Genomic DNA, 23,784 nt, shown 5'->3' on the forward strand with positions numbered 1-23,784 from the left:
GCGCAGGTTCACACCCACCTACACACCACCATGCACCACGGCACAGTCACACCCGATATCGCAGCAGGACTGCTCGCACTCAAGGAACGAATCAAGGCGGCCAAGATCCCGTCGTCAAAGATTGATGAAACGGCGAATATCGCCGTTTGGAACATTCGCGAGTTCGGCAAGGTGCGCCGCACCGAGCCCGCGATCCATTACATCGCCGAGATCATCGGACAGTTTGACCTCGTGGCGCTGGTGGAACTGCGGGATAATCTGGAAGATCTCGGGCGGGTCATGAAGTACCTGGGAGACACCTGGCGCGTGGTGTATTCCGACTGGATGGAGGACAACGGCGGCAACCACGAGCGCACCGCCTTTCTCTTTGACCGCCGCGCAGTCACGCACAATGGACTGGCCGCCGAGGTGAACGGCACCCGGGTCAAAGAAGGCAAGGAATGGGTGACCCAGCAGTCATTCTGGCGGGCGCCCTACATGTGCTCTTTTCGTTCCGGGAACTTCGACTTCCTGACGATAGCCATGCACGCGCGCTGGGGGGACAGCACCGAGGCGCGCGCGGCTGAACTGCAGATGCTGAGCGACTGGATCGACACACGCTTTGCCTCAAAATTCGTCGACGACCATGACCTGATCGTCATGGGAGATTTCAACACGCCCAAGCTCACGGACAAAATGTTCAAGGCTCTGGTGAGCCATGGCCTCCAAATTCCCAAGCCCCTGGTCAACCTCACCGTCGGCGATCGCGTGATCGGCGGCTCCAATCTCGGCGAGGATGCGCGCTATGACCAGATCCTGCACCTGCCCACGGTGCCCGAAAACTTCACCAATGCAGGCGGGGTGCTGGATTTTTACATTGATGACAAGCACATCGATGAACTCTTCCCGGGCAAAAAATACACGCGGGACAAGTTCACCTACCAGATGTCCGACCACATGCCGGTCTGGATTCAGATCAAAACGGACATCGAGAGCTTCCGGCTCAACCAGATCATTCAGGACAGCGGCAACTAAGGCCGCTCACAGCTCCACCGCCTGGTTCATCACGGCTATCCTGACGCTGCCGTCTCCGCGCTTCTTGTCCAGCGCGGCCTTCAGCGCGGTGGAGCGCTCTGGCTCTCCGTGCACCAGGAAGACGTTCTTTTTCGGTCCGTTGACGCGGTCATACCAGCCGAGAAGTTCGTGATGGTCCGCATGGCCTGAGAAGGAGTCGAGGATCTCAATGCCGGCATGCACCTCGAATTCATCGCCGAGGATGTTCACGTGCTTGTGGCCTTCGCGCAGCTTCCAGCCGAGCGTGTTCTCCGCGCAGTAGCCCACGAAGAGGATGATGTTGTGATCGTTGCCCACGTTGTTGCGCAGGTGGTGCAGGATGCGGCCGGACTCCGCCATGCCGGAGGCGGAGATGATGATGGCGGCGCCTTTGATCTTGTTGAGGTTTTTGGATTCGTTGACGTCGCGCACGAGCTGCAGCCCTTCAAAACCAAAGGGGTCCTGGCGCATGAAGGCGGCCTCATGCACGGAAGGCTTGAGTTCATCGACGTGGAGGCGGAAGATCTCCGTGGCCTTCACCGCCAGCGGGCTGTCCACAAAGGTGGGGATCAGCGGAAAGCAGCCCTCGTGGCGCAGCTGATCCAGCGTGTAGAGGAGCTGCTGCGTGCGCTCCACCGCGAAGGCGGGGATGATGAGCTTGCCCTTCTGCTGCAGGATGCGGCGGATGATATTGCAGATGTGCTCGTTGGAATCCGTGGCCAGCTCATGGGTGCGCCCGCCGTAGGTGCTCTCCATGATGATGTGGTCCACGTTCTCGCAGCCTTCGGGGTCTGCCAGCAGGTCGTTGTCCGGACGGCCGATGTCTCCGGAGAAAAGCAGGCGCGATTTCTTTCCTGTCTCCCGGTCGTCGATGTCCAGCACCACCTGCGCGGAGCCGAGCACATGGCCGGCATCGATGAAGGAAAGGGTCACACCATCGGCGATGATCATGGGCCGGTGGTAGCCCACGGAAACAAACTGGCGCATGCAGCGCTCCGCATCCGCCATGGTGTAGCTGAGCTCCAGCAGAGGCAGGTCATCGTTTTTGCGGTGGCGGTTGAGCCAGTTGATGTCGCTCTCATGAATGTGCGCGGCGTCCGGCAGCATGATGCTGCACAGGTCGCGCGTGGCGGGTGTGGCAAAGATGTTGCCGGTGAAGCCGCGTTTGCACAGATGAGGGAGATTGCCGCTGTGGTCGATGTGCGCGTGGGAAAGCACCACCACATCGATCTCCTCCGGGTTGAAAGGGAAGTCGCGGTTGCGCTCAAACGCCTCGCTGCGCCTTCCTTGATAGAGACCGCAGTCGAGCAGGATGCGCCTGCCATTGACGGTGATGAGATGCTTTGATCCGGTGGTGGTGCCCGCGGCACCGCAAAAAGTCAGTTTCATGGTTGGTTGGGAAAGTAGCCCAGTTGCGCCGCAACTGGATCGGTTGTCAGACGCTCCTCACTTCGTCCGATACGCCTCCACCTCCGTGGTGAACGCAAAAGTGTTGGGGAACTGCCCCGCGAGCTGATCGTAACGATCCACATAGGTGATGCGCAGGTAGCGCGCTTCGGCATCCGGGAAGGTCAGGCCTGCTGTTTCAGCTTTCCCGAGGGTGAAGGTGTGTTTTCCCACTTCGCGGAAGGTCTTGCCATCCGTGCTGACGGAAACGGAGACCGTCTTGGTGGAGCCGACACTCGGCGCACTGACACGCACCAGATTGATCGCTTGCGCCTTCTTCAGATCGATGGTGACGTGCTTCGGAAACTTGGGCGAGTCGCTGGTGGCGTAGCAGTTTGGCGGAACCTCCAGCACGGAGCCGTCGGTCAGTCCGGTGTCCCAGCCGTAGGTGTTTTTGTCGCTGCTTTCCCAGGTGCAGCCACGGGCGAGGTTGTCGCCCATGTCCGGATCGACGGGCCAGTGGGTGTTGAAGGCGGTGGCGGTGAGGCCCTCCTTGTTCATGAGATTGTGAATGGCCACCTTGCTCCAGGCAAAGCGTGCACGGCGCGGCTGCGGCACTGCGGCGGCGGTGAGGACGACGCTGTCTCCCTCAATCCTGGCCTCCGCCGTGTGGAAGGTGCCGTCCTTGCCGGCGATCTCAAAGTGCGTGAGCGGCTTGCCATCGCGGGAGGCGAGACCTCCGCCCGTGTGCTCAAACTTCACGCGGATGGCCGCGCCCTCCACCGCATGACTGGCATACAGCGGGCCGTTGGGATCGATCTCGGTGTGTCCGTAGTCCTTGGCCAGCGCCCACAGGGAAAGACGGCGCGCGACTTCCTTTTTGTGCGCGGGGTGGATGTCTCCCACCTCGCCGATGTCCGAGATGGTGGCCATGCCTGTGTGCGGGATCTTCAGGCACTCGCGCTGCGCCTGCCAGAACTGCGGCAGGATCTCCACGTCCTCCGCGCCATACTGCCATGGGGCGATCTGCACGAAGTAGAACGGCAGGTCCGGCTGCTGAAACACACTGCGCCAGGAGGCCAGCAGCGCCTTCGTTTTGTCCGTGTAGACAAAGCCTTCGTTGTGGTTTGACTCGCCCTGGTACCAGATGGCGCCGCGGAAGGCATAGGGCACCAGCGGATGAATCATGGCATTGTACAGCGAGGTCGGCGTGACCTGGTTGGCTGGCAGCGTCGTCGGTTGTGCAGGCTGCGGTGGCACGGCCTGCTTCTGGGACAGGGCGGTGCGTGCGGTCTTGGACCAGGCTTCGATGTCGCCGAGGTGTTTCTCCTGCGCCGCGCGGTAGGCATCGTTGCCGGGCAGCTTTGAGCGGGTGTCCTTTGCGAACTCGCCCAAAGAAGGAACCGCGTCAAAGCCCTCGATGCTGGTCCATGGCTCGATGCGTGTGCCGCCCCAGGCGCTGAGGATGACGCCCACGGGCACTTTCAGCTCTTCCTGCAAACGCAGGCCAAAGTAGTAGCCGATGGCCGAAAAGGTGGCCACGCTCTCCGGCGTGCAGCGCGCCCACGCCGCAGGCACCTGATCCTGCGGAGTCAGAGCGACTATCTTCGGGATTTCGATGAGGCGCAGATTGGGGTGATCTGCCTTCGGAATGTCCGCCGTGCTGTCCGGCTTCATCCGCATCTCCCACTCCATGTTGGACTGGCCGGAGGCGAGCCACACTTCGCCCACCAGCACGTCCTGGATCGTCACGCCGCCAGCTTTGAGCACCTGCGGCTCGGCATTGGCCTTCAGCGGATCCAGCTTCACCATCCATGTGCCGGCAGCGTCTGCCTTGGTGGATTTTTTCTGCCCGGCAAACTCCACGGTCACCTCCTCACCGGGGGCGGCCTTGCCCCACACCGGCACCGGCAGATCGCGCTGCAGCACCATGTGGTCGGTGAAGACGGAGGGCATTTGGACGGCCGCATGAGCGGCGGTCAGGGCGGTGAGGCAGACGCAGAAAATCAGCGGTTTCATGGTTGATGGGCGAATTCTGGCAGGCTTGCAGAATTGCGCCACTGAAACGGTGGATTGATTGCGTACTCCTTTTTCCAGCTTGGCATTCACGCCGGCTCCCTGCATCCTTTCTGTTTTCCAATCACCATGCGCACCATCCTCGCCCTCGCTCTTTTTCTTCAATCCGCCACCGCAGCCGAGTGGACCATCTCGACCTTCGCCGGAAACGGCACTCAGGGCGGCAGTGGCGATGGCGGTCAGGCCACGGCGGCGCAGATTGACAATCCCTTTGGCGTGGTGCACGGCCCGGACGGCGCCATCTGGTTCTGCGAGTACACCGGCCAGCGCATCCGCCGCGTGGCACCGGACGGCACCATCAGCACCATCGCGGGCACCGGCAAGAAGGGCTACAGCGGCGACGGCGGTCCCGCGCTGCAGGCCACCTTCAACCTGCCTCACGAGCTGCGCTTTGACGCCAATGGAGATCTCTACGTCGTGGACATGACGAACCACGCCGTGCGGAAGATCGACATGAAGACGAAGATCATCACCACCTTTGCCGGAACGGGAGTGGCCGGTTACAGCGGCGATGGCGGCCCGGCGGCAAAGGCGCAGTTCAAGCAGCCTCACAGCATCCAGTTTGGCCCGGACGGCAGCCTTTATGTCTGCGACATCGGCAACAACGTCATCCGCAAGATCGACATGAAGACCGGCACCATCAGCACCTTTGCCGGCACCGGCAAACCCGGCGCGACACCGGATGGCGCCCCCATCGCAGGCACCCCTCTCAAAGGCCCGCGTTCACTCGATTTTGACAAGGACGGCAGCCTCTGGCTCGTGACCCGCGAGGGCAATCAGGTCTTCAAATTTGATCTCAAGGCCGGCAAGATTCACCACGTGGCCGGCACCGGCGCCAAGGGTTTCACCGGCAACGGCGGCCCCGCCAAACTTGCCACTCTCAGCGGCCCCAAAGGCGTGTCCATCGATGCCGCTGGCAACGCCTGGCTGGCCGATACCGAGAGCCACAGCGTGCGCATGATCGATGCGAAAACCGGCAATCTCGAACTCATCGCCGGCACTGGTGAAAAGGGCGACGGCCCCGATGGCGATCCCCTCAAGTGCAAAATGGCACGGCTCCATGGCATCTACTGCGATGCCGACGGCTCCGTCTTCATCGGCGACAGCGAGACGCACCGCGTGCGCGTGCTGAAGAAGAAGTAGTGGCTCTACGCCGAGCGGTGAAAAGCCGAGATCGAGAGGTTCGCCTGCCGCAGGCGGGAGGCGATCTCGTGCGTCATTTCCTGCAGCAGTGTGATCTTCAGGGCCGGATTGCGCTCGTTCAGGCCATCAAACCAGGCTTTGGAAATGACCACGCACTCCACAGGCTCCAGAGCCACGACGTCGGCAGAGCGCGCGGAACCGTCCAGAAAGGCCATCTCTCCCACCGTCATGCCAGCGGTGAGGACGTCGATGCGTTTGCGCGTTTCCTGGTCCACGCGGATCTGCACCTCCACGTTGCCGCTGACCAAGACGAGCATTTCGGCGGCCATGTCTCCTGCGCTGATGATCGTCTGTTCGCTGGCGTATTGGCGGCGTGGAAGCTCCTGCTCCAGGAAGGAAATGTCCGAGCCCGTGCAGTTGCGGAACAGGCTGCATGATTTGAGGCTGAGAGGGGCATGGGGCCGCCACGAGGCACCGGTGACCTCCAGCAGCAGCGAGTCCTCACACTCCTCCAGGGCCGCATCCAAGGTGGTGAAGATTTCTTTTTCGGCGATTCCCACGGTGCGCAGCGCCGCCATCAGCCTGCCGGGGTGGCAGAAGAGCACGTTCACGCCCCGGGTGGCGAGACGCGTGCCCAGATTGGCCAGCAGGATGAGGCTCACCGAATTGGCATTCACGACCGCGCGCAGGTCAAAGATGATGTGCTTGCAGCTCGCCCCGAGTTCCGTCGCATGACGGATCACCGGTTCGATGGTGGTAAAGGTGAGTCCACCCTGAAGTTCCATGACTTGGATCATGTCCCCATTGATGCGCAGCAGCTCGCGCGCTTGCGGGGGGAGTCGGCGGCGGGAGACCACCTCTCCGCCATGGTAGGCCAGCCGCACGGAGGAAAGCGGGGTCGCCGTGGGGTTCAGCATGTGCAGCGCCAGTTCACGGGAGAGATCCATGCAGACCTTGATGCCGCGGTCGCTGTTCCCCTGCTTGTCCAAGGGAGGAGAGAAGATGCCGATGCCAAGCTGCCCGGGCAGCACGGCAAGAATGCCGCCGCCCACGCCGCTTTTGGCCGGCAGGCCCACCCGGTAGATCCATTCGCCGGACCAGTCATACATGCCGCAGGTGGCCATGACCCCCAGCACATTGTCCACATATTCAGAGGGGATGGCGCGCCTGCGTGTGAGCGGCTGTACGCCCTGGTTGGCGAGCGTGGCACCCATCAGGGCCAGATCCCGGCAGGTGACTTCCGCGGAGCACTGCTGGAAGTAGGTCTCCAGCGTTTCGTCCGGATCTTCATCGAGGATGCCGAAGTTCCGCAGCAGCCAGCCGATGGCGCGGTTGCGGTGCCCGGTCCTGCTTTCACTCTGATAGACCTCCTGATTGATTGCCAGGTTCCTGCCGGCAAACCCGCTGAGGTATTCCATGATCCGCTCGATGCGGTTTCTGCCGTCCTTTTTTAAAATCTGGCCGGCTGTCGCGATGGCGCCGGCATTGATCATGGGATTGAAGGGAGCGCCGCTGCCTTCCCGGAGGCTGATGGCATTGAAAGCTTCTCCCGAAGGCTCCACGCCGATGCGGGAAAGCACGTGCTCCTCCCCCCGGTCTTCCAGAGCAAGACCATAGACCAGCGCTTTGGAGATGGACTGGATGGTGAAGGTCTGCCGTGTGTCTCCCACCTCATACACATGGCCGTCACGTGTGGCGATGCAGATGCCGAACCAGCGCGGGTCTGCCTTGGAGAGTTCAGGGATGTAATCGGCCACATGGCCTTCGTTGCTGGACGCGTAGCGAGAGTGCAGTTGTTCGACGTACTCTTGGATGGGAGAGAGCATCCCATGTGCTAAAGCATTCCGCGTGCCGACTGAGTAATATTCTGAAAATACACTCGCGGGTTCACACGAAATCCCGTTTAAAACGACCTTCTCATTCAGTATTGTCCTGCACCATCATGATCTCTCTCCGCTCCTGCCTCCTCGCCCTTTGCCTGCCATTCGCCGCTCATGCGGATCAAATCGTGCTCGTCGCCGGCGGCGGTACGCAGGATGCCGTGGACATCGCCGCCACGGAAGCCAGGCTCAAAGAACCCTTCGGCACCGCCTTTGATTCCGGCGGCCACCTGTGGATCGTGGAAATGGTCTCCGGCAACCGTCTGCTGCAGGTGGACGGCGGCGGCACCATCCAGCATGTGGCAGGTCAGCTGCAGCCTGGAGACAGCGGCGATGGAGGCCCGGCTATCCGCGCCCAGTTCAATGGCCCGCACAATCTCGCCATGCTGCCCGATGACAAGGTGCTGATCGGGGACACCTGGAACGGCCGCGTGCGGGTGGTGGATGTGAAGGCCCGGATTGTCTCCACCCTGGAAGGCTGGCGTGCGCCCGAAGGCAAGGCCAAGGGCAACGGCCCCTACTGCATCACCCTGAACTTCAACGGGACGAAGCTCTACATCGCCGATCTGCTCCAGGTCCATGAACTCGACCTGGCCACTCATAAGAGCCGTGTCGTTGCTGGCAATGGCAAGAAAGGCAGGCCTGAAGACGGTGCCGTGGCTGTGGAAGCCCCGCTTTCAGACCCCCGCGCCGTGGCTCCCGACCGCCAGGGGAACATCTACATCCTTGAGCGCGGCGGCAACGCCCTCCGCGTGGTGGACAAGACCGGCCACATCCGCACGGTCGTCAATGCCAGCGGCAAGAAGGGCGGAGAAGGGGACGGCGGCCCGGCTCTGGAAGCCACCATGAACGGCCCCAAGCACCTCTGCGTGGACGTGGACGACAGCGTCATCATTGCCGACGCCGAGGCCCATCTGGTGCGCCGTTATGTCCCCAAGACGGGAAAGATCGAACGCATCGCCGGTACCGGCAAGTCCGGCAGCGCCGGCGTCAACGGAGATCCCCTCCAGTGCCAGCTCTCCCGCCCCCATGGCGTGACCATCAAGCCGGATACGGGCGAGCTGTATATCACTGACAGCTACAACAACCGGGTGCTCAAGATCGTAAAGCAGTGACCCCGGGGAATAGTGGCTTTGAGGGCATAGGTGCTTTTCTAATTCGACGAAAAATCAGGCTGAATGAGGCACGTGGCGAAAATTCTCCACAAGTCCTGTGAACAAATGGAGGCCGTTCATCACCCTTTCCCCCTCATGCCGGGTTAAACTGCGTCTAAATTTGCGATTTTGAGAGTGGCGGACAAAACTCTGTGCAGGCGAAATGACCGTCGCCTTTAAGCAAATTGCGCATGGCGCGGAGTTCCCGGAGGCAAATTTTTTGGAAAACGAAATTTATGGGGTGTTCGAGGCAGGAAACCTATGGCAGTCAAGAGATAACATGGCTTTGTTTATGTTGTTTCCAAGGTTAAATAGTTGTGTAAAACTTTGAAAATAAACAATTTAAACGCGTTGCGAGAGGGGCTTGGAAAAAATGTTCTCCGATCGCACGCCTGGTGAGAACCGTGACGAAAACGTTGATTTCAGAAAGGGTTCAGGCTGTTCCACGATTCAAAAACAAGGGTTCCACGACGGCGGGCGGAGCTGCTGGGCGCATCGCTCCGCCTGCTCCTCTTCTTTAGCCGCTTATTTAGCGTTCCCCAGAAATGAGAACTCCGAATTCACTGTGAACAACCTGTCAAGAAGTGCTCTCCGCGCAGGAGAAAAGTGCGAACAAATGGTTTGTACTTCGGCGCAACTAAAAAGTCCTTTTTTACAGTCCGGGTTGTGTGGGCGGCTAGCGCCCCTCCGCAGCCAGTTTTTCGATCCACTTGCCTAAATCTGGCGGGCGGAACTCCTCCATGCGGGCCAGCAGAGTTTCGGCTGTGGGGGCCACCAGCAGGCTGGCGGCATGCTCAGCCCGGATGAATCCGCTCCGGGTCATGTGGCCGATGAAGTCGATGAGGCCGTCAAAGAAGCCGCCCACATTGAGCAGGCCCACCGGCTTGTCGTGGAAGGAGAGCTGCAGCCAGGTGAGGGTCTCAAACAGCTCGTCCAGCGTGCCGAAGCCGCCCGGCAGCGCGATGAAGCCCTCGCTGAGGTCCACCATGAGCTGCTTGCGCTCGTGCATGCTTTTGACGACGTGCAGCTCCGTGACGCTGCCGTGGCCCAGTTCCTTCTCCATGAGGGACTGCGGGATCACGCCGATCACCTCTCCCTTCTCTGACAGCGCCCCGTCCGCCACGGCTCCCATCAGCCCGACGTGGCCGCCGCCATAGACGAGGCCGATGCCGTTCCGCGCCAGAAACGCGCCCAGCGCATGGGCGGCGGAGCGGTGCAGGGGATCATTGCCAGAGGAGGAACCACAATAGACACAGATTCGGCGCATTCGGGACATACGCATGACCATGAATGCTTTCCGCTGCTGGTGCAAAGGCTTGCGCAACAGGCACGCTGCCCGCTACGATATAGTCCGCCCATGAAACAGACCCGCCGCTCCTTCCTCGCCTCTTCTGCCGCCGCCCTGACTGGATGCTCCCTGCTGCCAGGTTCCAGAGGGGGAAACTGGATCGACGCCCATGTGCATGTCTGGACGCCTGATGTGGAAAAGTATCCGCTCGCGCGGGGCTACGCCGTCAGCGACATGCGGCCGCCGAGTTTCACGCCGGAGCAGCTGTTTGCCCACTGCAGGCCGGAGGGTGTGAACCGCGTCGTGCTCATCCAGATGAGCTACTACCAGACGGACAACAGCTACATGCTGGACATGATGCGCGCCCACGCCGGCGTCTTCAGCGGGGTGGCCATCGTGGACGAAAACGCGGAAGGTGTGGCCGAAACGATGCGTGGCCTCGTCAAACAGGGCGTGCGTGGTTTTCGCATCAATGCCGGCAAAGAGAAAAACCTCTCGGCCTGGCTGGGCTCTCCGGGCATGGCCACGCTGTGGAAGACGGCGGCTGAGCTGAAAGTCAGCGTCTGCCCGCTGATCAATCCCGACACCCTGCCGTTGCTCGACAAGATGTGCGAATGGTACCCGGACACCAGCGTGGTGGTGGATCACTTTGCCCGTCTCGGCATGGCAGGCCCGGCCAAGCCTGCGGAGGTGCAGAGTCTGCTGCGCCTGGCCCGGCATGCGAAGACTCACGTCAAAGCTTCCGCCTTCTATGCCCTGGGGGCCAAAAAAGCTCCCTACCTCGACATGGGCCCGCTGATCCGCCAGGTGCGTGACGCCTTCGGACCCCAGCGTGTGATGTGGGCCAGCGACTGCCCGTTCCAGGTCGAGCACGGCCATGACTACCACCACGCCATCGCTATCATCCGTGACCGCCTTGATTTCCTCAGCGCCGAGGACAAGGCCTGGATGCTGCGCGGCACGGCGGAAAAGGTGTTTTTCTCTGCAGCAGCCGTCTGAGGACTGCGGCTGGAGCCCTACCGCAGAATAGGAGCAGAAAAGGTGGCTGCATGGTGAGCCTGGCGGCGCTAATGGAGAGAGCCTATGACCTCGGACATTGCTCTCATCAGCGACATTCACGGCAACCTGCAGGCGCTGGAGGCTGTGGTGGCAGACATTCGCGACCAAGGAATCTCTGAATGCATCTGTCTGGGAGACATTGTCGGGTATGGCGGCAACCCTGCGGAGTGCATCGACCTTGTGGGGAATTTTTGTTCGGCCAGCCTGCTGGGAAATCACGACGAATACACCCTGAGCGGCAGGGGCATTGGAGAGGTGAGCCACGAAGTGCGGCAGGCCATCGAGTGGACGCGCGAGCAGCTCACAGATGCCCAGCGCACCTGGCTGCGCTCGTGCTCCTACCATTATGACGGTGGAGATTTCGAGGCGGTGCACGCCGCGCTGCATGACTCCGAGACATGGCCCTACATTTTGCAGGGAGGCGATGCGGCCCTGCACTTCAGGCATCAGGTCAGGCCGGTGTGCTTTGTCGGGCATACGCATCAGCCCAAGTTATGGGTGGAAGGGGAGGACCGGGCCGTGATCACCACCAGTCTCGAAAACCTCCGCGCCGGAGTGAAGCAGGTCATCAATGTGGGCTCCGTGGGCCAGCCGCGAGACCGGGACGAGCGCGCCTGCTATCTCATCTACCGCCGCAGTCACAACGACATCTGGTGGCGGCGCGTCTCCTATGACATCGCAGGCGCCCAGCGGGCGATCCACGCGGCGGGACTTCCGGGCAAATTTGCGGCGCGGCTCGCGTAACGAAGCATTGGTTCATCTAAGGCTGCATTTCCACGACACAGCGGAAGCCATCGCAGCGCCAGCGGCGGGTGGAGGGCTGATTGCCACGAAAGGAAGTCAGCAGCGGCACCGGGGCGCTGCTGCCCCAGGAGGCACCGCGCAGCACATGGTCTTTTTTGTCGGCGTTGAACCAGTCCTCGCACCACTCCCACACATTGCCTCCGAGATCATGGATGCCGAGCGCGTTGGGCGGGAAGCTCATCACAGGAGAGGTCAGGGCAAAGCCGTCCGTGTAGCCTGCGATGATCTTCTCCGCCGGGATCTGCTTCCGGCATTCGGCGTCAGCGTAGTTTCCTGCACCTTGGGCGGGAGGCCAGGTGTCTCCCCAGGGATAAACATGCTTGAGCTGGCCGCTCAGTTTTTCCGGCGTGGCATTGGAGTCGGTTTCTTGTGCGCCGAGGCCTGCCGCAAGACTCCATTCTCGATCCGTTGGCAGCCGGTAGGTGCGGCCTTCTTTTTGGCTGAGCCACGCGCAAAACGCCTTCGCATCGTCCCAGCTCACATTCACCACCGGGTGATCCGCAGCCACGGTGGCGGAGAGGCTGCCGAGCCTGGGATCTTTCCATGAGGCATCCGCTTCAGGGTGCGCCGCTGCATACGTGGCATAGTCGGCGCGGCGTGTCTCATGCGCACACATGAGGATGTGCGTGCCCGGAACGGGGACAAACTTCATGCCCAGGCTGTTGCTGAAAGGGGCTGCCTCCTGAGTGCCGGCATGCGCTGGCAGTGCCCCGGGCACGTTTTTAAAATCAAATCCCTGCACGGCTTCCGCGGCCAGCGTGGAGATGCGGTGGTGCATACGATACACACCGGGGCGCGTGTCTGGCGCTCCCTCCACGTAGCGGTTGCATAAAAAAATCACGAAGGTGCGGGAGAAGGGATCAATCCACAGCATCTGCCCGGTCCAGCCGGTATGGCCATATCCGCCGATGGGGAACAACGCCCCGCGATGCAGCGTGTAGTCATGCGGCGGAGTGCGGTACGGCGTGTCGATGTCCCAGCCGAGGCCGCGGCGCACGGGCAGGTTTTTGGCATCGGGACTGGTCAGATCCGCCGGGCTTTGCACGCTGGTCATCTGCGTTACGGTCTCGGGTTTGAACACGCGGATGCCATCGAGCACCCCGAGGTTCAGCATCATGCGGGCAAAGCGGGCGAGGTCCGCTGTGGTGGTAAAGAGAGAGGCATGGGCCGCGACGTTGCCAGAGAGCCGCGCCACTGTGTCATCCACCAGCCCGCGCTGCGGCGCGCTGCTGGGCGCGACCCGCTGCAGCTTCTCGCCGCCGGGGCGGAACACGCTGTCATTCATGCGCAGCGGCTTGAAGATTTCCGCGGTGCAAAACTCGTCAAACTTCCTCCCAGTCAGGCGCTCGACCACCCCGCCCAGCAGCATGGTTCCCACACTGCTGTAGGAAAAGTGGGCGCCTGGCTCAAACCGCAGCCGGGTGTGGAAGATCTGCGCGATGGCTTCGTCATGCGTGGCGAACGGCTGTGTGCGTGGGTCCAGATTCACCGGCAGGCCGGAAGAATGCAGCAGCAGGTGCCGGAGGGTGACTTTTTCTCGCCCTTCGCCGGTAAACTCTGGCAGGTGCCTGGACACGGGGTCATCCAGCTGGAACAAGCCGCGCTCCAGGCACAGCATTGCCGCGCTGGCACCTGCCACGACTTTGGTGATGGAGGCCACGTCAAAGATCGTGTCTTCGGTCATGGGTTCCGTGACTGGCTTGAGCGAGCGCTGTCCATACGCCTTGTGGTAGGACACGCCATCGTGCTCCACCCATAGCGCCCCGCCCACAATCATCGAACTTTGGATGGCCTGTTCGATGGTGGCATCCAGCGCGGCGAGTTTTTCAGCGCGAAAGGTGAACTGCGTCGTTCCGGGAAGTTCATCCGCGATCCCTCCGAGGGTGGTCAGGAGGAGGACAACGAGCGTCCAGAGGTGTTTCATGGCAAGAAGAGGTGGTGCCAGAGTCATACGGTCACCGGAAACTCTTCCGTACTGCACGGTGCCTTTTGATGCCGGCCTTGGTGCTTCGTTCACAGTTGCCGAGATTTCTTCATTCTTCTTCGTCTTTGAAGAATGGCGGACAGGGAGGGATTCGAACCCTCGGTAGCTGTTTAGGCTACACACGCTTTCCAGGCGTGCTCATTAGACCACTCTGACACCTGTCCAAATTTCTTGCTCCGGCAAAAGGAGAGCGCGGAGTGTGGCGCAGTCACGCTTTCTGGCAAGCGATTTTGACCTTTGATTTTAAACTCAGTTCGCCGGCTGGTCAGACTTCTTCCAGGCGTGCACGATGTAGGTGGACGCAGAGGCTCCCAGAGAGGCGACGGCCTGCTCCTTGGTCAGGGTGGAGGAAGTGGAGGTCACCGTCACTTTCTGCGTGCCGGGCTTCTCGCCAGGAACGATCTGGACCTTGGAGACGCCCTCCATTTTGGTGAAAGAGGCGGTCACATGATCCTTGCAGCCGGCGCAGACCATGCCGGTCATTTCAGCGACGTAGTTCACCGGAGCATCTCCCGCAGAGACGGGAATGGTGAAAAGGGCCACAAGGGCAAAGAGAAAAGCAGAGCGTGTCATAAAGGGGGGACACAAATAACCGATGACTTTGTTCAGCCAAGTCCAAGTTTGTAGCGGTCTGGGACGTTGGGTGGAAAGATTTTCGCGGACGAAGATTTTTAGTGCTCCCATCCGCGATATGCCGTGTTTATTGCCTCCGACCATGAAACCAACCCACCTTCTGCCTCTGCTCGCCGCCCTGCTGGTCTCTCCTGCCATCGCCCAAACTCCTGCGGCACCTGAAACGGAGCCCACCACGAAAGTGATCCTGACTCCGGCGCAAACGGAGCACATTCTCAAGGAGCTGGACAAAGTGGAGGCGCAGATCAGCAAGGGCAGGGGGTCTGTGTTCACGGCTGCGATGGCCAAGTTTCGTGAAGGAATGGCCAGCCCGGCCGCGGCACTCGGCCTCTATATGGACTGCTACAAGCTGGAGCACTTTGACCGCAAGAACCTGAAGGCGGTGGATTTCAAGGACTGGTCCAGCCGGAACGAGGCCAAGCTGAAGGACGAAGACTTCAAAAAGGCGCTGTGGCTGCAGCTGGAATATCTTGTGCTCACGATCCAGGCCCAGGATGCGGACGAGCCCAAGAAGATGGCGCCCATTGTGAACTCCCTGCAGGCTTTCATGGGCAAAGCCATTTCCGCCATTCAGGGTACGACCACCCATTCCGCCTCCGGCGCGGTGACGGACAAGGATTCCAAAGGCGGGCGCAAAGGCGGCGGCAATGTGCCTGCCGGAGACATCCTGGGCACCCTGCGCCAATCCGTGGCGGATTCTGACTTTGCCAAGGCCTATTCGCTGGAAGACTTCCTCAAGCGTGAGGAATGGGAGTACCAGCCGCTGAACGTGAAGGGCATCTACTCCAATGTCATCTTCCCCTATTTCCTGGCGGAGAAGCCGACGGAGCTCCCTGCGCAGTGGGACAACCGCATCGCGGCGGACGTGGCGATCCGCAAGGCGCTCATGAGCGAAAACGAATACGGTGAATGGAGCAAGGACGCCGGCCCGCGCATGCAGTGGGAGAAGAACAGCTACCTCGTGTCCAATGACGTGAACCCGGTCATCGCGCTGGCAGACATGCTCAAGATCATCCAGAACTACCCAAGCCATCCCGATGCTTCGAAGTGGCTGAAGGACTTCCGCGCCCTGGTGGAAAAAGTGTCTGAGCCGGTTGTGGTGGACAAGAAATAGCCGCAGAGTGGTGAATGTACCGCTGGCTCGCCTCAGTCATTCGCAGCTTTGGTCCGGCGCTGGCGGGGCTGGCATACGCGCTGAAAACTCAGCGCAATCTGCAGTTCCATGCCTTCGCCACGCTGCTGGTGGTCGCATTTGGCCTGGGATTGCGCATTGAGACATGGGAGTGGTGCGTGGTGCTGCTGGCCATCGGCCTGGTCTGCGCCGCGGAGCTGCTGAACACGGCGCTCGAAATCCTGGCGGACCGTGTGAGCAAGGAGTGGGAGGAGCCCATCCGTCGTGCGAAGGACACCGCCGCCGCTGCGGTGCTGATGGCGGCGCTGGCGGCTCTAGGCGTGGGTGTGCTGGTCTTCGTGCCCAGACTGTGGCGTCTGCTCTGAGATTATTCCGCCGCCGCCTTGACGCAGCGGAGCACTCTCCTATGATGCGGCGCTTTCACGCCCCCCAAAATCCTCACCCAGACACATTCCGATGGCCATTCTTGTTGAAACCGACACCCGCATTCTTGTTCAAGGCATCACCGGCGATTTCGGTTCGCGCCATGCCAAGGCTTCCATCGAATACGGCACCCAGCTTGTGGCGGGTGTGACCCCGGGCAAAGGCGGCCAGTTTTTTGAGCACGCTGGCAAAAAGGTGCCGGTGTTTGACACCGTGGCCGAAGCTGCGCGTGAGACCGGTGCGACTGTGAGCGTGATCTTTGTGCCGCCTCCTTTCGCGGCAGATGCCATCCTTGAGAGCGTGGATGCTGACCTTGATCTGGCCGTGGCGATCACCGAAGGCATTCCCGTCAATGACATGATCAAGGTCAAGGCCGCCATGAAGGGACGCAAGACGCGCCTCATCGGCCCGAACTGCCCGGGTCTTGTGACTCCCGGACACGGCGAGAAATCCCATGGCGGCTGCCGCATCGGAATCGCCCCGGGTTACATTCACAAGCGTGGCAACGTGGGCGTCGTCAGCCGTTCCGGCACCCTCACGTATGAGGCTGTCTGGCAGCTCACCACCCGTGGCTACGGCCAGAGCACCTGCGTCGGCATCGGCGGAGATCCGGTGAACGGCACCAACCACCTCGACGTCCTCAAGATGTTCAACGATGACCCCGAGACCGAGGCCATCATCATGATCGGCGAAATCGGCGGCAACGCCGAAGTCGAGGCCGGACGCTGGGCCAAGGACAATTGCAAGAAGCCCATCGCCGCCTTCATCGCCGGAGCCACCGCTCCAGCCGGACGCCGCATGGGCCACGCCGGCGCCATCATCGGCGGCGCGGACGACACAGCCGCTGCCAAGAAGAAGATCCTCGCCGAGTGCGGCATCGCCGTTTCCGACTCTCCCGCTGACATGGCCGCCACACTGCTCAAGCGCTGGGGCAAGTAAGCGCGCAGGACGCATCGATTGATTTGCGAGCGGCAGGCCTTCGTGTCTGTCGCTCGTTTTTTTTCAGGCCGGGTCGTCGGTCGGGTAAGCCGGTGGTCCGTACACTGTGAAGGCGAATGCCGTCTGGCGGCCTTCATTGATGAACCGATGCTTCACGCCGGCAGGGATGGTCACGCAATCGTTTGCATGCATGGCGTGGCGCTCGTCGCCGATCTCCGCCACGACCTCGCCTTCCAGAATCAGCACCACCTGATCGCTGTGAGGATGCGTGTTGGGTTCGTCTGATGTGGCCGCGCCGCTGACGAGCGTCATGGTGGCGGTCTGGCTGCGGCCTGTTGTGACCAGGAGGTGAAATTCCTCCGTTGATTCCCGGATGTTTGAGATATTCATGGGCTGATTCCTCGATGGTTGCCCGCAGTAATGCGGCGCCAAAGAATTCGTGCGAGCCCGTTGGGTTGGTCTCAGGCAGAGAGACGCTAAGCCGGAAATCATTGTGCTTCATACGGAACTCGTTTCTTGAACGTTTGCGGGCCGCTCGCTGATCAAGTGAGTGGTATTCCGCAAGTCACATGATGATGGGCACGCGCGTGCTGAGGTCCGACGACGACTATTTGACGTAACCTTGACTAGCCCAGGTGTGGAGTGTCACCGGATCAATGTTGTAGCCATTGGGCCAGGTGACAGTGCCGTCCTCAATGGTGGCTGTGGCGAAGTAAGCCGGATCTCGCAGAGGCTCGGCCATCGGTCCGTGGTCGGTCTGCACGTCGTCTCCAAAGTCCAGTTCGGCCACAAGACCATCGCGAAACCGCACGGCGAGGAGGTGGTCTCCATTGACGCGCAGAGTGGTGACTCTGCATTCCTGAAGCGAGGGCAAGGTGTCCAGGGTGGTGGTGCTCATGATTTAGTCGATAGTGGTGAAATTGCGGCCGGATTGCGCCAGCTCCCAGCGCTCTGCCAAAGCAGCCTGATGGAGGCGAGCCCATTCGGCGGCAATGCGCTCCTGTGCCGAAGGCAGGCTGCCGACGAGTACCGTGCCGTTGAAGAGCATTGCCATCTCATGGCCCTTGTAGGAAGCATGAAAGTGTGGCGGATTGTGCTCGCGGAAGTTCATGGTGAACTTGATTCCGGCGACGGGCTGGCGGGTAAGCTTCGGCACAGCTGGACATTACTCTGCGCGGCCGAGGTGTGGAAGCGGAAATACAACGATTCCACGCAGTTCTCCCGCCGAACAAAAGTGATAACTGACAGCCTCAGCCCCAAAAGTGAAACCACTGGTTCAGCCAGCCGACGACGGCGGCGATGGAGCCAAGGACCAGCAGGCCCTCCGTGGCCATGCGCAGATGCTGACTGCGGCGTGCGCGCTGTTTCGCGATCGGCACCCGGCGTTTGCGCGGGGACGGGGTGGCTTCCATGGGCGGCACAATGTTCACATTTGCCAGGCGCTGACGGCGCTCAATCTCGGGCGCTGCGGTGATGAAGCATTCCAGGCGGTGAATCTTGCTGTTGAGCTCATCCGAGCGCTTCGCCAGATGGCGTGAGTTCCGCTGCAGCGCAGGTTCCTTCTTCAAATCCTGGGCGGATTTGGGACGGCGGGAGCGAACTTTGCGATTGCCAGAAAACAGAGCCATAAAGTGGAGAGGTGAAGGGATTCGCGAACTCAGAACAATCGAACTCAGACAAAGCTGACGACGGGGATCAGAACATCAGGCGTATGAGCACGATGGCCACCAGCACCGTGCCCATCAGCGGAAGCGTGAAGGCAAAGCCGCGGCGCATCCAGGTTTTCAGGTCATCGGTGTTGGAAAGGAATGAAGGAGCCATGGGGGAGTCCACTTCATCAGCGCTGCCGCTGACGGCGGCGGATCCTTCCTGCGGGCCCATGGCATGCAGGCGGCGGATGCCTTTGGCGTAGTCGCCTTCGGCGTCTTCGATGGCGGCCAGGGCGCTGTCGAGCTCTTCGCTCACCTGGGAGCGGTGCCACTTCTCAGGCTGCAGGGATTTCAGGATTTCCAGATGACGGCGGAATTCATCGTGCGTGAGGGCAAACTCCTCCACACGCTTCTGCGCGTCATAAAGCTCCCGTTCCACCAGGCTGGCGGAGCGGCTGATTTTTTCCACGAGGTCACGCTTGCCCGCGACGAAGCGCTCCTGCTTCACGCGCAGGGCTTCGAGATGCTGTTTCTGGCGCTCGATTTCCTCCTGCTGGCGGCGGAGCTCCAGGAGCTGCTCCTGGGCGGCCTTCACCTTGGAATCGACATTCTCCAGCGAGTTTGCCACTGCGTGTCCGTCCATGAATTCAGGGGCGTCTTCAAAGACAAGGAGATTGTCATCCTGGGGACCAGATGCCGTGGCGAGAGCGGGAGCTTTGCGAGTGATCATGGGAGTGCTGGAAATTATTTCCAATTCCCAAATACTACAGATGTCTTAAGTATTCCAGATTTTTCGTCTGCCGCTTTGCAAAAAAATAGGGAATGCCTCCAAATACCACGGTTAGCACAGCCAGTCCACCGAGCGCCATGAGCTCCATCCGGCCATTGGAGACGGCCATGACCACGGCAGTCTGGCTCAGATTTTGCCAGGAGGGAATCAGCAGCAGCACCATGCCACAGACTATATAGACAAAGCTGGCGATGAGGCAGACCGTGCCGCCGAAGCCGGAGACAATGCGCGCGGGATTCGCCTCTTTAAAGTTGGGCACCAGCGCCCCGAGAGACAGTGCCAGGGAGGTGAGCCCGTAGCTCAGCATGAGGATGGAGGCGCTGAAAAACAGGATGCGCTGCCACGGCAGCGCCAGGGAGACGCCCGAGACCACCACCAGCGTGACCATGATGAGGGCCAGCACGCTGGCGCTGAGCCGGAGCTTGAGCGCCAGAACGCGGTGCAGGGGCAGGGGAGACAGGCCCAGGATCCACAGGCGCTGGCCTTCCAGGCTGAACTGCGGGTAGATGAAGCGGGTGGTCAGCGTGGAGAGCGCCAGGCAGCACACCAGCAGGTTCAGATGACTGACCACGGTGATCCAAAACGGACTCTGCAGGTCGTAGCCCAGCTTGCGCAGATTCATGGAATACAGCAGCAGCAGGCTGAAAATGATGGCGGTCTGCCCCCACTGCACCGGCTCGCGCAAAAAGGTGCGGACCTCCTTCAGCAGCAGCGCATAGGAGGCGCGGTCCAGCGCCAGGATGCGCCGCCGCCAGCGGCCTTTGCGCTCGGGTGCGACCTGCGGTTCTGCGGACCTGGGCTTGCGGCTTCCGCCCGGTGCCGCACTCATGATGCGGTTCCACGCCGGATAATAGAACGCACTGGCGATCTTTGACGTGATCAGAATGCACATGGCCGCATTGGCCAGCAGCACCAGATTGAGAAACACGGCGCGCTCAAAGGTTCCGCGTCCGGCGGCCTGAATCGTTTCCGCCACCCAGGAGCTGGGCAGCAGCGGGTGCATGCAGATTTCCGTGTGGCGAAGGATTTGATTCAAACTCGCGCCCATGTCCCCCGTGTTCAGCGTCTCCACACCCGCATTCCAGACGGGCAGGGTCTGGATCAGCAGCAGCACCGCGCCCGCGGCCACGGGCTTCCACATCCAGCGGCGTGCCCAGCGCACCAGGGCGATGAGCAGCCAGGTGGAGACGTTTGCAGCGATGGTCACCAGAGCCAGCAGCGCGGGCAGCACCGCCAGCATGAATCTCAGGTCCGCCTTGTAGGTCTGGGCCAGCGCCAGCAGGATGGGCGTGCTGAGCATGAGCAGGCCCCAGCTGGCCAGCAGCATGCCTTCCAGCGTCTTCCACAGCACCAGGCTGCGCGGTGGCAGCGGCAGCGCGATCTGCCACTCCATGTCCTTCCGCCTGAAGAGACTCATGCCGGTGATGGTGGCATTGGAGATGACGAGCATGACCAGGAAGAAAAAGAACAGCAGAAACACCAGCCGCTCCGTCAGCAGCGGGCCGATCAGCGGCAGCTTCACCATGAACTCCAGCCCGCGCCCCACCAGCAGGTAGGCGGCCAGACTGTACAGTCCGAGAAAGGTGCCCACCGTCAGGCTCAGCAGCTTGTTTTCACGCATGCCATGGCGCAGCTTGTGGCGCAGCATGCGGCCGTGGGTTCTGGCCAGCAGCCATGTGGCGGATGCAGTCGTCATGCCTCGCTGCGCGTCCTATTTGTTGCCCAGCACATTCTGCTCGATCACGTTGTCCTTGCCGCCGGAGATGACGAGGGAGGGCTCCTTGCTGCGCGCCGCCTCCTCGCGGTCATCCCGGAGGATGTTGCCTGTGACGATGCTGTTCGTCACCTGCTCCAGCCGCAGGGCTGCGCCGTCGGAGTCCAGCACGCTGTTGTGGGAGATCTGCATGCGGTTGCAGGATTCCACATCCACCGCCGCGCGCTGCTTCCACACGCCGCTAATCACGTTGCTGTTCAGCGTGCTGTCCGTGCAGCGCTGAAAGAGGATGCCGTTCTTTTCGGCGTTGTCGTTGCCATTCACCAGATAGCGCGGATTGCGGTCGAAGTTGTTGCCCGTCACCACCACGTGGTCGCTGTCTGTCACCACGAGGTCATGCTGAAAGCCCTCCCAGAAGGTGTTCCCGGTGATGGTGACACCGCGTGAGTGCTGCACCTCCACATTGACCTGCACATCGCTGAACACATTGGCGGAAATCGTCACATTGCCTTCACGCGTGGTATCACGTCCGGCACGGCGCAGCAGTGACTCGTCCGTGCCGGAGCCGATGATGCGGATGTTGGCTGAATCCGGTGACTTGTTGGTGTGCTGCAGCGTGCAGCCGGTGATGGCCACCTCGCCGATGGAGCCGCCGCGTGAGTCCAGCATCACATTCGCGCTCGGGGGGCCGTCCTTGGCGTGATTGCCCTCGATGTCGCAGGTGCCGATGTGGAGATTGCGCACGTTCCCGCCGATGGACACCACGCCGCCGCCGCCATTGTAGCTGATGTGGCTGCCCACGATGTTTGACTGGTGCAGGTTCACATTGTCATAAAACACACCGATGCCCGTGTTGTGGTAGAAATGGCAGGCGGAGATCAGCACGTTGCGGTTGCGCACGGAAAGATGCACCGCATGCCGGCACTCGCGGATGACCACGCGGCTCAGCGTGATCTGCATGGTGCCGGTGGCTTCAATGCCGTCCGCTTCATCATCCGCGCCCACGATTTCAATGCCATCCACCATCGGCGTGCGCTGGCTTTCCCACACTTCGGGCTTGAAGGAACTCGGCGCCGCCGAGCCTTCATGCGTGCCCACGAAGTGCAGCGCAGGTCCTTCGCCTGCCATGATCAGCCGCACCGTGCCATCGCCGCTCAGCGCGGCGAAGCCGGTCTTGCTCAGATCTATTTTCACCGTCTGCGTCAGCAGGTAGGTGCCTTTCGGCAGCTTCACACTGCCCACGGTGTCGAAGAGGTGCTGGAGGGCGGCGGTGTCATCGGTCTTGCCATCGCCCACCGGTTGCTGCGCCACGGCCATGCCCGCTGCGGCCAGCAGCAGAAGAAAGGTTTTTGTGATCATTTGTGCAGCCTATCTGCGCGCCGGGGATTTCGTCAATTTGAAGCTGACACGGATGCTGAGAAAACGTCTCATCGTACAGCCGCCTGCAATCACTTGAAACCCACGACATCCACGCGACGTATGCCACCACTGACCGCATTTTCTTCCTCCACACTCATGAAACCAACCGCCCCTCTCCTTGTTCTTGTCCTTGGATTGAGCGTCTCCTCCGCATTTGCGCAGGCCGATCTCTCAGATGCCTTTCTGCCAATGTTCATGCCGCTTCCTGCCGAAGCTCCTTCTCCTGGAAACGAACTGACGGAGGCAAAGATCAATCTCGGACGTCAGCTGTACTTTGAGAACCGCATCTCCAAAGGGGGGAAGATGTCCTGCAACTCCTGCCACATCCTCGACAAGTACGGCAATGACAACCTGCCCTTTTCCCCCGGCCATGAGGGCAAGCTCGGCGGCCGCAGCTCGCCATCGGTGTACAATGCCGCGCTGCACGTGGCCCAGTTCTGGGATGGTCGCGCTCCGAGTGTGGAAGAGCAGGCCAAGGGCCCGGTGCTCAACCCCGTGGAAATGGGTGCGCCCGACGCCAATTTCGTGGTGAAGGTGCTCAAGAGCATGCCCGGCTACGTGGAGGCCTTCAAAGCCGCCTTCCCCGGCGAAGCGGACCCGGTGACCTATGACAACTTCGGCAAGGCTGTGGGCGCGTTTGAGCGCAAGCTTCTCACGCCTTCCAAGTGGGACCAGTACCTCAAAGGCAACAAGGACGCCCTGTCCGCTGAAGAGAAGAAAGGCTTCTCCACCTTTGCCAAGACTGGCTGCGTCACCTGCCACAATGGTGTGGCCGTCGGTGGCATGATGTATCAGAAGCTGGGTCTCCTGAAGGCCTGGCCGGATCTCACGGACAACGGTCGTTCGGACATCACCAAAAGCGACAGCGAGAAGTTCTTCTTCAAAGTCCCCAGCCTGCGCAACATCACCGAAACCGGTCCTTACCTGCACAACGGCTCCGTCAAGACCCTGGACGAGATGGTCCGCAAGATGGCCGAGTACCAGCTGGGCAAGACTCTCAGCGATGAGGAAGTGAACTCCATCGTCGCCTTCCTCAAGGCCTTGAAGGGCGATCTTCCCGCCGACTACATCAAGGCGCCGAAGCTTCCCGAAAGCACTCCCGAGACCCCCAAGGCATAAAGGAACTGTTTAGCCTTATTTCTCATCAGCCGGGCCGCGAGGTCCGGCTGATTTGTTTTTGGATCAGGTGCGGCGGCTTGACTCCGGAGTCGGTTCCAGAATAAAAATGGCAAAACTGCGCTTCTGGCAGCGTTCCAGAGCCACGGTTTCCCATCCCGCA

Annotated in this window: 22 protein-coding genes and 1 tRNA gene; 9 read left to right on the forward strand and 14 right to left on the reverse strand. The window is 61.0% G+C overall.

Annotated features, from left to right (window positions below):
- Positions 1-30 precede the first annotated feature (30 nt).
- Entirely contained in the window at positions 31-1,014 is a 984-nt protein-coding gene (locus ACILSR_RS23270; protein ID WP_395752203.1) for an endonuclease/exonuclease/phosphatase family protein, read from the forward strand.
- 6 nt (positions 1,015-1,020) lie between these two features.
- Here the strand turns inward: ACILSR_RS23270 and ACILSR_RS23275 are convergent, their stop codons facing one another.
- Both ACILSR_RS23275 and ACILSR_RS23280 read right to left on the reverse strand, forming a co-directional pair.
- Entirely contained in the window at positions 1,021-2,421 is a 1,401-nt protein-coding gene (locus ACILSR_RS23275) for an MBL fold metallo-hydrolase RNA specificity domain-containing protein (RefSeq protein WP_395752204.1), read from the reverse strand.
- A gap of 57 nt (positions 2,422-2,478) precedes the next feature.
- The gene (locus ACILSR_RS23280) at positions 2,479-4,437 is read right to left on the reverse strand and encodes a sialate O-acetylesterase (RefSeq protein ID WP_395752205.1); all 1,959 of its coding nucleotides are present in this window, start codon (positions 4,435-4,437) and stop codon (positions 2,479-2,481) included.
- Between the two features lie 126 nt (positions 4,438-4,563).
- Between ACILSR_RS23280 and ACILSR_RS23285 the strand changes: the two genes are divergently transcribed.
- Positions 4,564-5,637, forward strand: coding sequence for a beta-propeller fold lactonase family protein (locus tag ACILSR_RS23285; protein ID WP_395752206.1), 1,074 nt, complete (start codon positions 4,564-4,566; stop codon positions 5,635-5,637).
- A 5-nt stretch (positions 5,638-5,642) separates the two neighbouring features.
- Here ACILSR_RS23285 and glsA read toward each other — a convergent pair whose 3' ends face one another.
- Positions 5,643-7,463 carry a glutaminase A gene (gene glsA / locus ACILSR_RS23290; protein ID WP_395752207.1) on the reverse strand — a complete coding sequence of 607 codons (1,821 nt, stop codon included), beginning with the start codon at positions 7,461-7,463 and terminating at the stop codon, positions 5,643-5,645.
- A 116-nt stretch (positions 7,464-7,579) separates the two neighbouring features.
- On the opposite strand from glsA, the gene ACILSR_RS23295 reads away from it, so the two are divergent.
- Entirely contained in the window at positions 7,580-8,632 is a 1,053-nt protein-coding gene (locus ACILSR_RS23295) for a hypothetical protein (RefSeq protein WP_395752208.1), read from the forward strand.
- 715 nt (positions 8,633-9,347) lie between these two features.
- Here the strand turns inward: ACILSR_RS23295 and ACILSR_RS23300 are convergent.
- Positions 9,348-9,938: a TIGR00730 family Rossman fold protein gene (locus ACILSR_RS23300; RefSeq protein ID WP_395752209.1), complete on the reverse strand. Its 591-nt coding sequence runs from the start codon at positions 9,936-9,938 to the stop codon at positions 9,348-9,350.
- A gap of 90 nt (positions 9,939-10,028) precedes the next feature.
- Here ACILSR_RS23300 and ACILSR_RS23305 point away from each other — a divergent pair, with 90 nt between their 5' ends.
- On the forward strand, positions 10,029-10,958 hold the full coding sequence (locus tag ACILSR_RS23305; protein ID WP_395752210.1) for an amidohydrolase family protein: 930 nt from the start codon (positions 10,029-10,031) through the stop codon (positions 10,956-10,958).
- A gap of 84 nt (positions 10,959-11,042) precedes the next feature.
- A complete protein-coding gene (locus tag ACILSR_RS23310) occupies positions 11,043-11,762 on the forward strand; it encodes a metallophosphoesterase family protein (RefSeq protein ID WP_395752211.1) in 720 nt (239 codons plus the stop codon).
- Positions 11,763-11,778: 16 nt separating this feature from the next.
- Here ACILSR_RS23310 and ACILSR_RS23315 read toward each other — a convergent pair whose 3' ends face one another.
- From ACILSR_RS23315 to ACILSR_RS23325, 3 genes are all read right to left on the reverse strand, one after another.
- Positions 11,779-13,746: a serine hydrolase gene (locus ACILSR_RS23315; protein ID WP_395752212.1), complete on the reverse strand. Its 1,968-nt coding sequence runs from the start codon at positions 13,744-13,746 to the stop codon at positions 11,779-11,781.
- A gap of 133 nt (positions 13,747-13,879) precedes the next feature.
- Positions 13,880-13,970, reverse strand: a tRNA-Ser gene (locus ACILSR_RS23320).
- 85 nt (positions 13,971-14,055) lie between these two features.
- The gene (locus tag ACILSR_RS23325) at positions 14,056-14,379 is read right to left on the reverse strand and encodes a cation transporter (RefSeq protein WP_395752213.1); all 324 of its coding nucleotides are present in this window, start codon (positions 14,377-14,379) and stop codon (positions 14,056-14,058) included.
- A 142-nt stretch (positions 14,380-14,521) separates the two neighbouring features.
- Here ACILSR_RS23325 and ACILSR_RS23330 point away from each other — a divergent pair, with 142 nt between their 5' ends.
- The 3 genes from ACILSR_RS23330 (at position 14,522) to sucD (ending at position 16,933) form a co-directional block, all read left to right on the forward strand.
- Entirely contained in the window at positions 14,522-15,553 is a 1,032-nt protein-coding gene (locus ACILSR_RS23330) for a hypothetical protein (RefSeq protein WP_395752214.1), read from the forward strand.
- Positions 15,554-15,567: 14 nt separating this feature from the next.
- On the forward strand, positions 15,568-15,936 hold the full coding sequence (locus tag ACILSR_RS23335) for a diacylglycerol kinase family protein (RefSeq protein WP_395752215.1): 369 nt from the start codon (positions 15,568-15,570) through the stop codon (positions 15,934-15,936).
- 91 nt (positions 15,937-16,027) lie between these two features.
- The gene (gene sucD, locus ACILSR_RS23340; protein ID WP_395752216.1) at positions 16,028-16,933 is read left to right on the forward strand and encodes a succinate--CoA ligase subunit alpha; all 906 of its coding nucleotides are present in this window, start codon (positions 16,028-16,030) and stop codon (positions 16,931-16,933) included.
- 63 nt (positions 16,934-16,996) lie between these two features.
- On the opposite strand, the gene ACILSR_RS23345 is transcribed toward sucD, so the two are convergent.
- The 7 genes from ACILSR_RS23345 to ACILSR_RS23375 all read right to left on the reverse strand — a co-directional run bounded on the left by ACILSR_RS23345 (position 16,997) and on the right by ACILSR_RS23375 (position 22,445).
- Positions 16,997-17,323, reverse strand: coding sequence for a cupin domain-containing protein (locus ACILSR_RS23345; RefSeq protein ID WP_395752217.1), 327 nt, complete (start codon positions 17,321-17,323; stop codon positions 16,997-16,999).
- A 217-nt stretch (positions 17,324-17,540) separates the two neighbouring features.
- On the reverse strand, positions 17,541-17,831 hold the full coding sequence (locus ACILSR_RS23350; protein ID WP_395752218.1) for a DUF2442 domain-containing protein: 291 nt from the start codon (positions 17,829-17,831) through the stop codon (positions 17,541-17,543).
- A gap of 3 nt (positions 17,832-17,834) precedes the next feature.
- Positions 17,835-18,089 (reverse strand): DUF4160 domain-containing protein, encoded by a 255-nt coding sequence (locus ACILSR_RS23355; protein WP_395752219.1) that lies wholly within the window; start codon positions 18,087-18,089, stop codon positions 17,835-17,837.
- A 94-nt stretch (positions 18,090-18,183) separates the two neighbouring features.
- Complete coding sequence (locus tag ACILSR_RS23360; protein ID WP_395752220.1) at positions 18,184-18,561, reverse strand: hypothetical protein; 378 nt, start codon at positions 18,559-18,561, stop codon at positions 18,184-18,186.
- A gap of 67 nt (positions 18,562-18,628) precedes the next feature.
- Complete coding sequence (locus tag ACILSR_RS23365; protein ID WP_395752221.1) at positions 18,629-19,312, reverse strand: hypothetical protein; 684 nt, start codon at positions 19,310-19,312, stop codon at positions 18,629-18,631.
- Positions 19,313-19,346: 34 nt separating this feature from the next.
- On the reverse strand, positions 19,347-21,068 hold the full coding sequence (locus ACILSR_RS23370; RefSeq protein WP_395752222.1) for a putative ABC transporter permease subunit: 1,722 nt from the start codon (positions 21,066-21,068) through the stop codon (positions 19,347-19,349).
- 15 nt (positions 21,069-21,083) lie between these two features.
- Positions 21,084-22,445: a right-handed parallel beta-helix repeat-containing protein gene (locus tag ACILSR_RS23375; RefSeq protein WP_395752223.1), complete on the reverse strand. Its 1,362-nt coding sequence runs from the start codon at positions 22,443-22,445 to the stop codon at positions 21,084-21,086.
- Between the two features lie 156 nt (positions 22,446-22,601).
- Between ACILSR_RS23375 and ACILSR_RS23380 the strand changes: the two genes are divergently transcribed.
- Positions 22,602-23,624 (forward strand): cytochrome-c peroxidase, encoded by a 1,023-nt coding sequence (locus tag ACILSR_RS23380; RefSeq protein WP_395752224.1) that lies wholly within the window; start codon positions 22,602-22,604, stop codon positions 23,622-23,624.
- The last annotated feature ends 160 nt before the right edge of the window (positions 23,625-23,784 follow it).

The sequence above is a fragment of the Prosthecobacter sp. genome (assembly GCF_044222565.1).
Taxonomy (GTDB): domain Bacteria; phylum Verrucomicrobiota; class Verrucomicrobiia; order Verrucomicrobiales; family Verrucomicrobiaceae; genus Prosthecobacter.

Bases quoted from the DNA above. Each gene is read 5' to 3' on its own strand.
- ACILSR_RS23270 (WP_395752203.1), top strand. From the start codon at position 31: ATGCACCACGGCACAGTCACACCCGATATCGCAGCAGGACTGCTCGCA.
- ACILSR_RS23275 (WP_395752204.1), bottom strand. From the start codon at position 2,421: ATGAAACTGACTTTTTGCGGTGCCGCGGGCACCACCACCGGATCAAAG.
- ACILSR_RS23280 (WP_395752205.1), bottom strand. From the start codon at position 4,437: ATGAAACCGCTGATTTTCTGCGTCTGCCTCACCGCCCTGACCGCCGCT.
- ACILSR_RS23285 (WP_395752206.1), top strand. From the start codon at position 4,564: ATGCGCACCATCCTCGCCCTCGCTCTTTTTCTTCAATCCGCCACCGCA.
- glsA (WP_395752207.1), bottom strand. From the start codon at position 7,463: ATGCTCTCTCCCATCCAAGAGTACGTCGAACAACTGCACTCTCGCTAC.
- ACILSR_RS23295 (WP_395752208.1), top strand. From the start codon at position 7,580: ATGATCTCTCTCCGCTCCTGCCTCCTCGCCCTTTGCCTGCCATTCGCC.
- ACILSR_RS23300 (WP_395752209.1), bottom strand. From the start codon at position 9,938: ATGCGCCGAATCTGTGTCTATTGTGGTTCCTCCTCTGGCAATGATCCC.
- ACILSR_RS23305 (WP_395752210.1), top strand. From the start codon at position 10,029: ATGAAACAGACCCGCCGCTCCTTCCTCGCCTCTTCTGCCGCCGCCCTG.
- ACILSR_RS23310 (WP_395752211.1), top strand. From the start codon at position 11,043: ATGACCTCGGACATTGCTCTCATCAGCGACATTCACGGCAACCTGCAG.
- ACILSR_RS23315 (WP_395752212.1), bottom strand. From the start codon at position 13,746: ATGAAACACCTCTGGACGCTCGTTGTCCTCCTCCTGACCACCCTCGGA.
- ACILSR_RS23325 (WP_395752213.1), bottom strand. From the start codon at position 14,379: ATGACACGCTCTGCTTTTCTCTTTGCCCTTGTGGCCCTTTTCACCATT.
- ACILSR_RS23330 (WP_395752214.1), top strand. From the start codon at position 14,522: ATGAAACCAACCCACCTTCTGCCTCTGCTCGCCGCCCTGCTGGTCTCT.
- ACILSR_RS23335 (WP_395752215.1), top strand. From the start codon at position 15,568: ATGTACCGCTGGCTCGCCTCAGTCATTCGCAGCTTTGGTCCGGCGCTG.
- sucD (WP_395752216.1), top strand. From the start codon at position 16,028: ATGGCCATTCTTGTTGAAACCGACACCCGCATTCTTGTTCAAGGCATC.
- ACILSR_RS23345 (WP_395752217.1), bottom strand. From the start codon at position 17,323: ATGAATATCTCAAACATCCGGGAATCAACGGAGGAATTTCACCTCCTG.
- ACILSR_RS23350 (WP_395752218.1), bottom strand. From the start codon at position 17,831: ATGAGCACCACCACCCTGGACACCTTGCCCTCGCTTCAGGAATGCAGA.
- ACILSR_RS23360 (WP_395752220.1), bottom strand. From the start codon at position 18,561: ATGGCTCTGTTTTCTGGCAATCGCAAAGTTCGCTCCCGCCGTCCCAAA.
- ACILSR_RS23365 (WP_395752221.1), bottom strand. From the start codon at position 19,312: ATGATCACTCGCAAAGCTCCCGCTCTCGCCACGGCATCTGGTCCCCAG.
- ACILSR_RS23370 (WP_395752222.1), bottom strand. From the start codon at position 21,068: ATGACGACTGCATCCGCCACATGGCTGCTGGCCAGAACCCACGGCCGC.
- ACILSR_RS23375 (WP_395752223.1), bottom strand. From the start codon at position 22,445: ATGATCACAAAAACCTTTCTTCTGCTGCTGGCCGCAGCGGGCATGGCC.
- ACILSR_RS23380 (WP_395752224.1), top strand. From the start codon at position 22,602: ATGAAACCAACCGCCCCTCTCCTTGTTCTTGTCCTTGGATTGAGCGTC.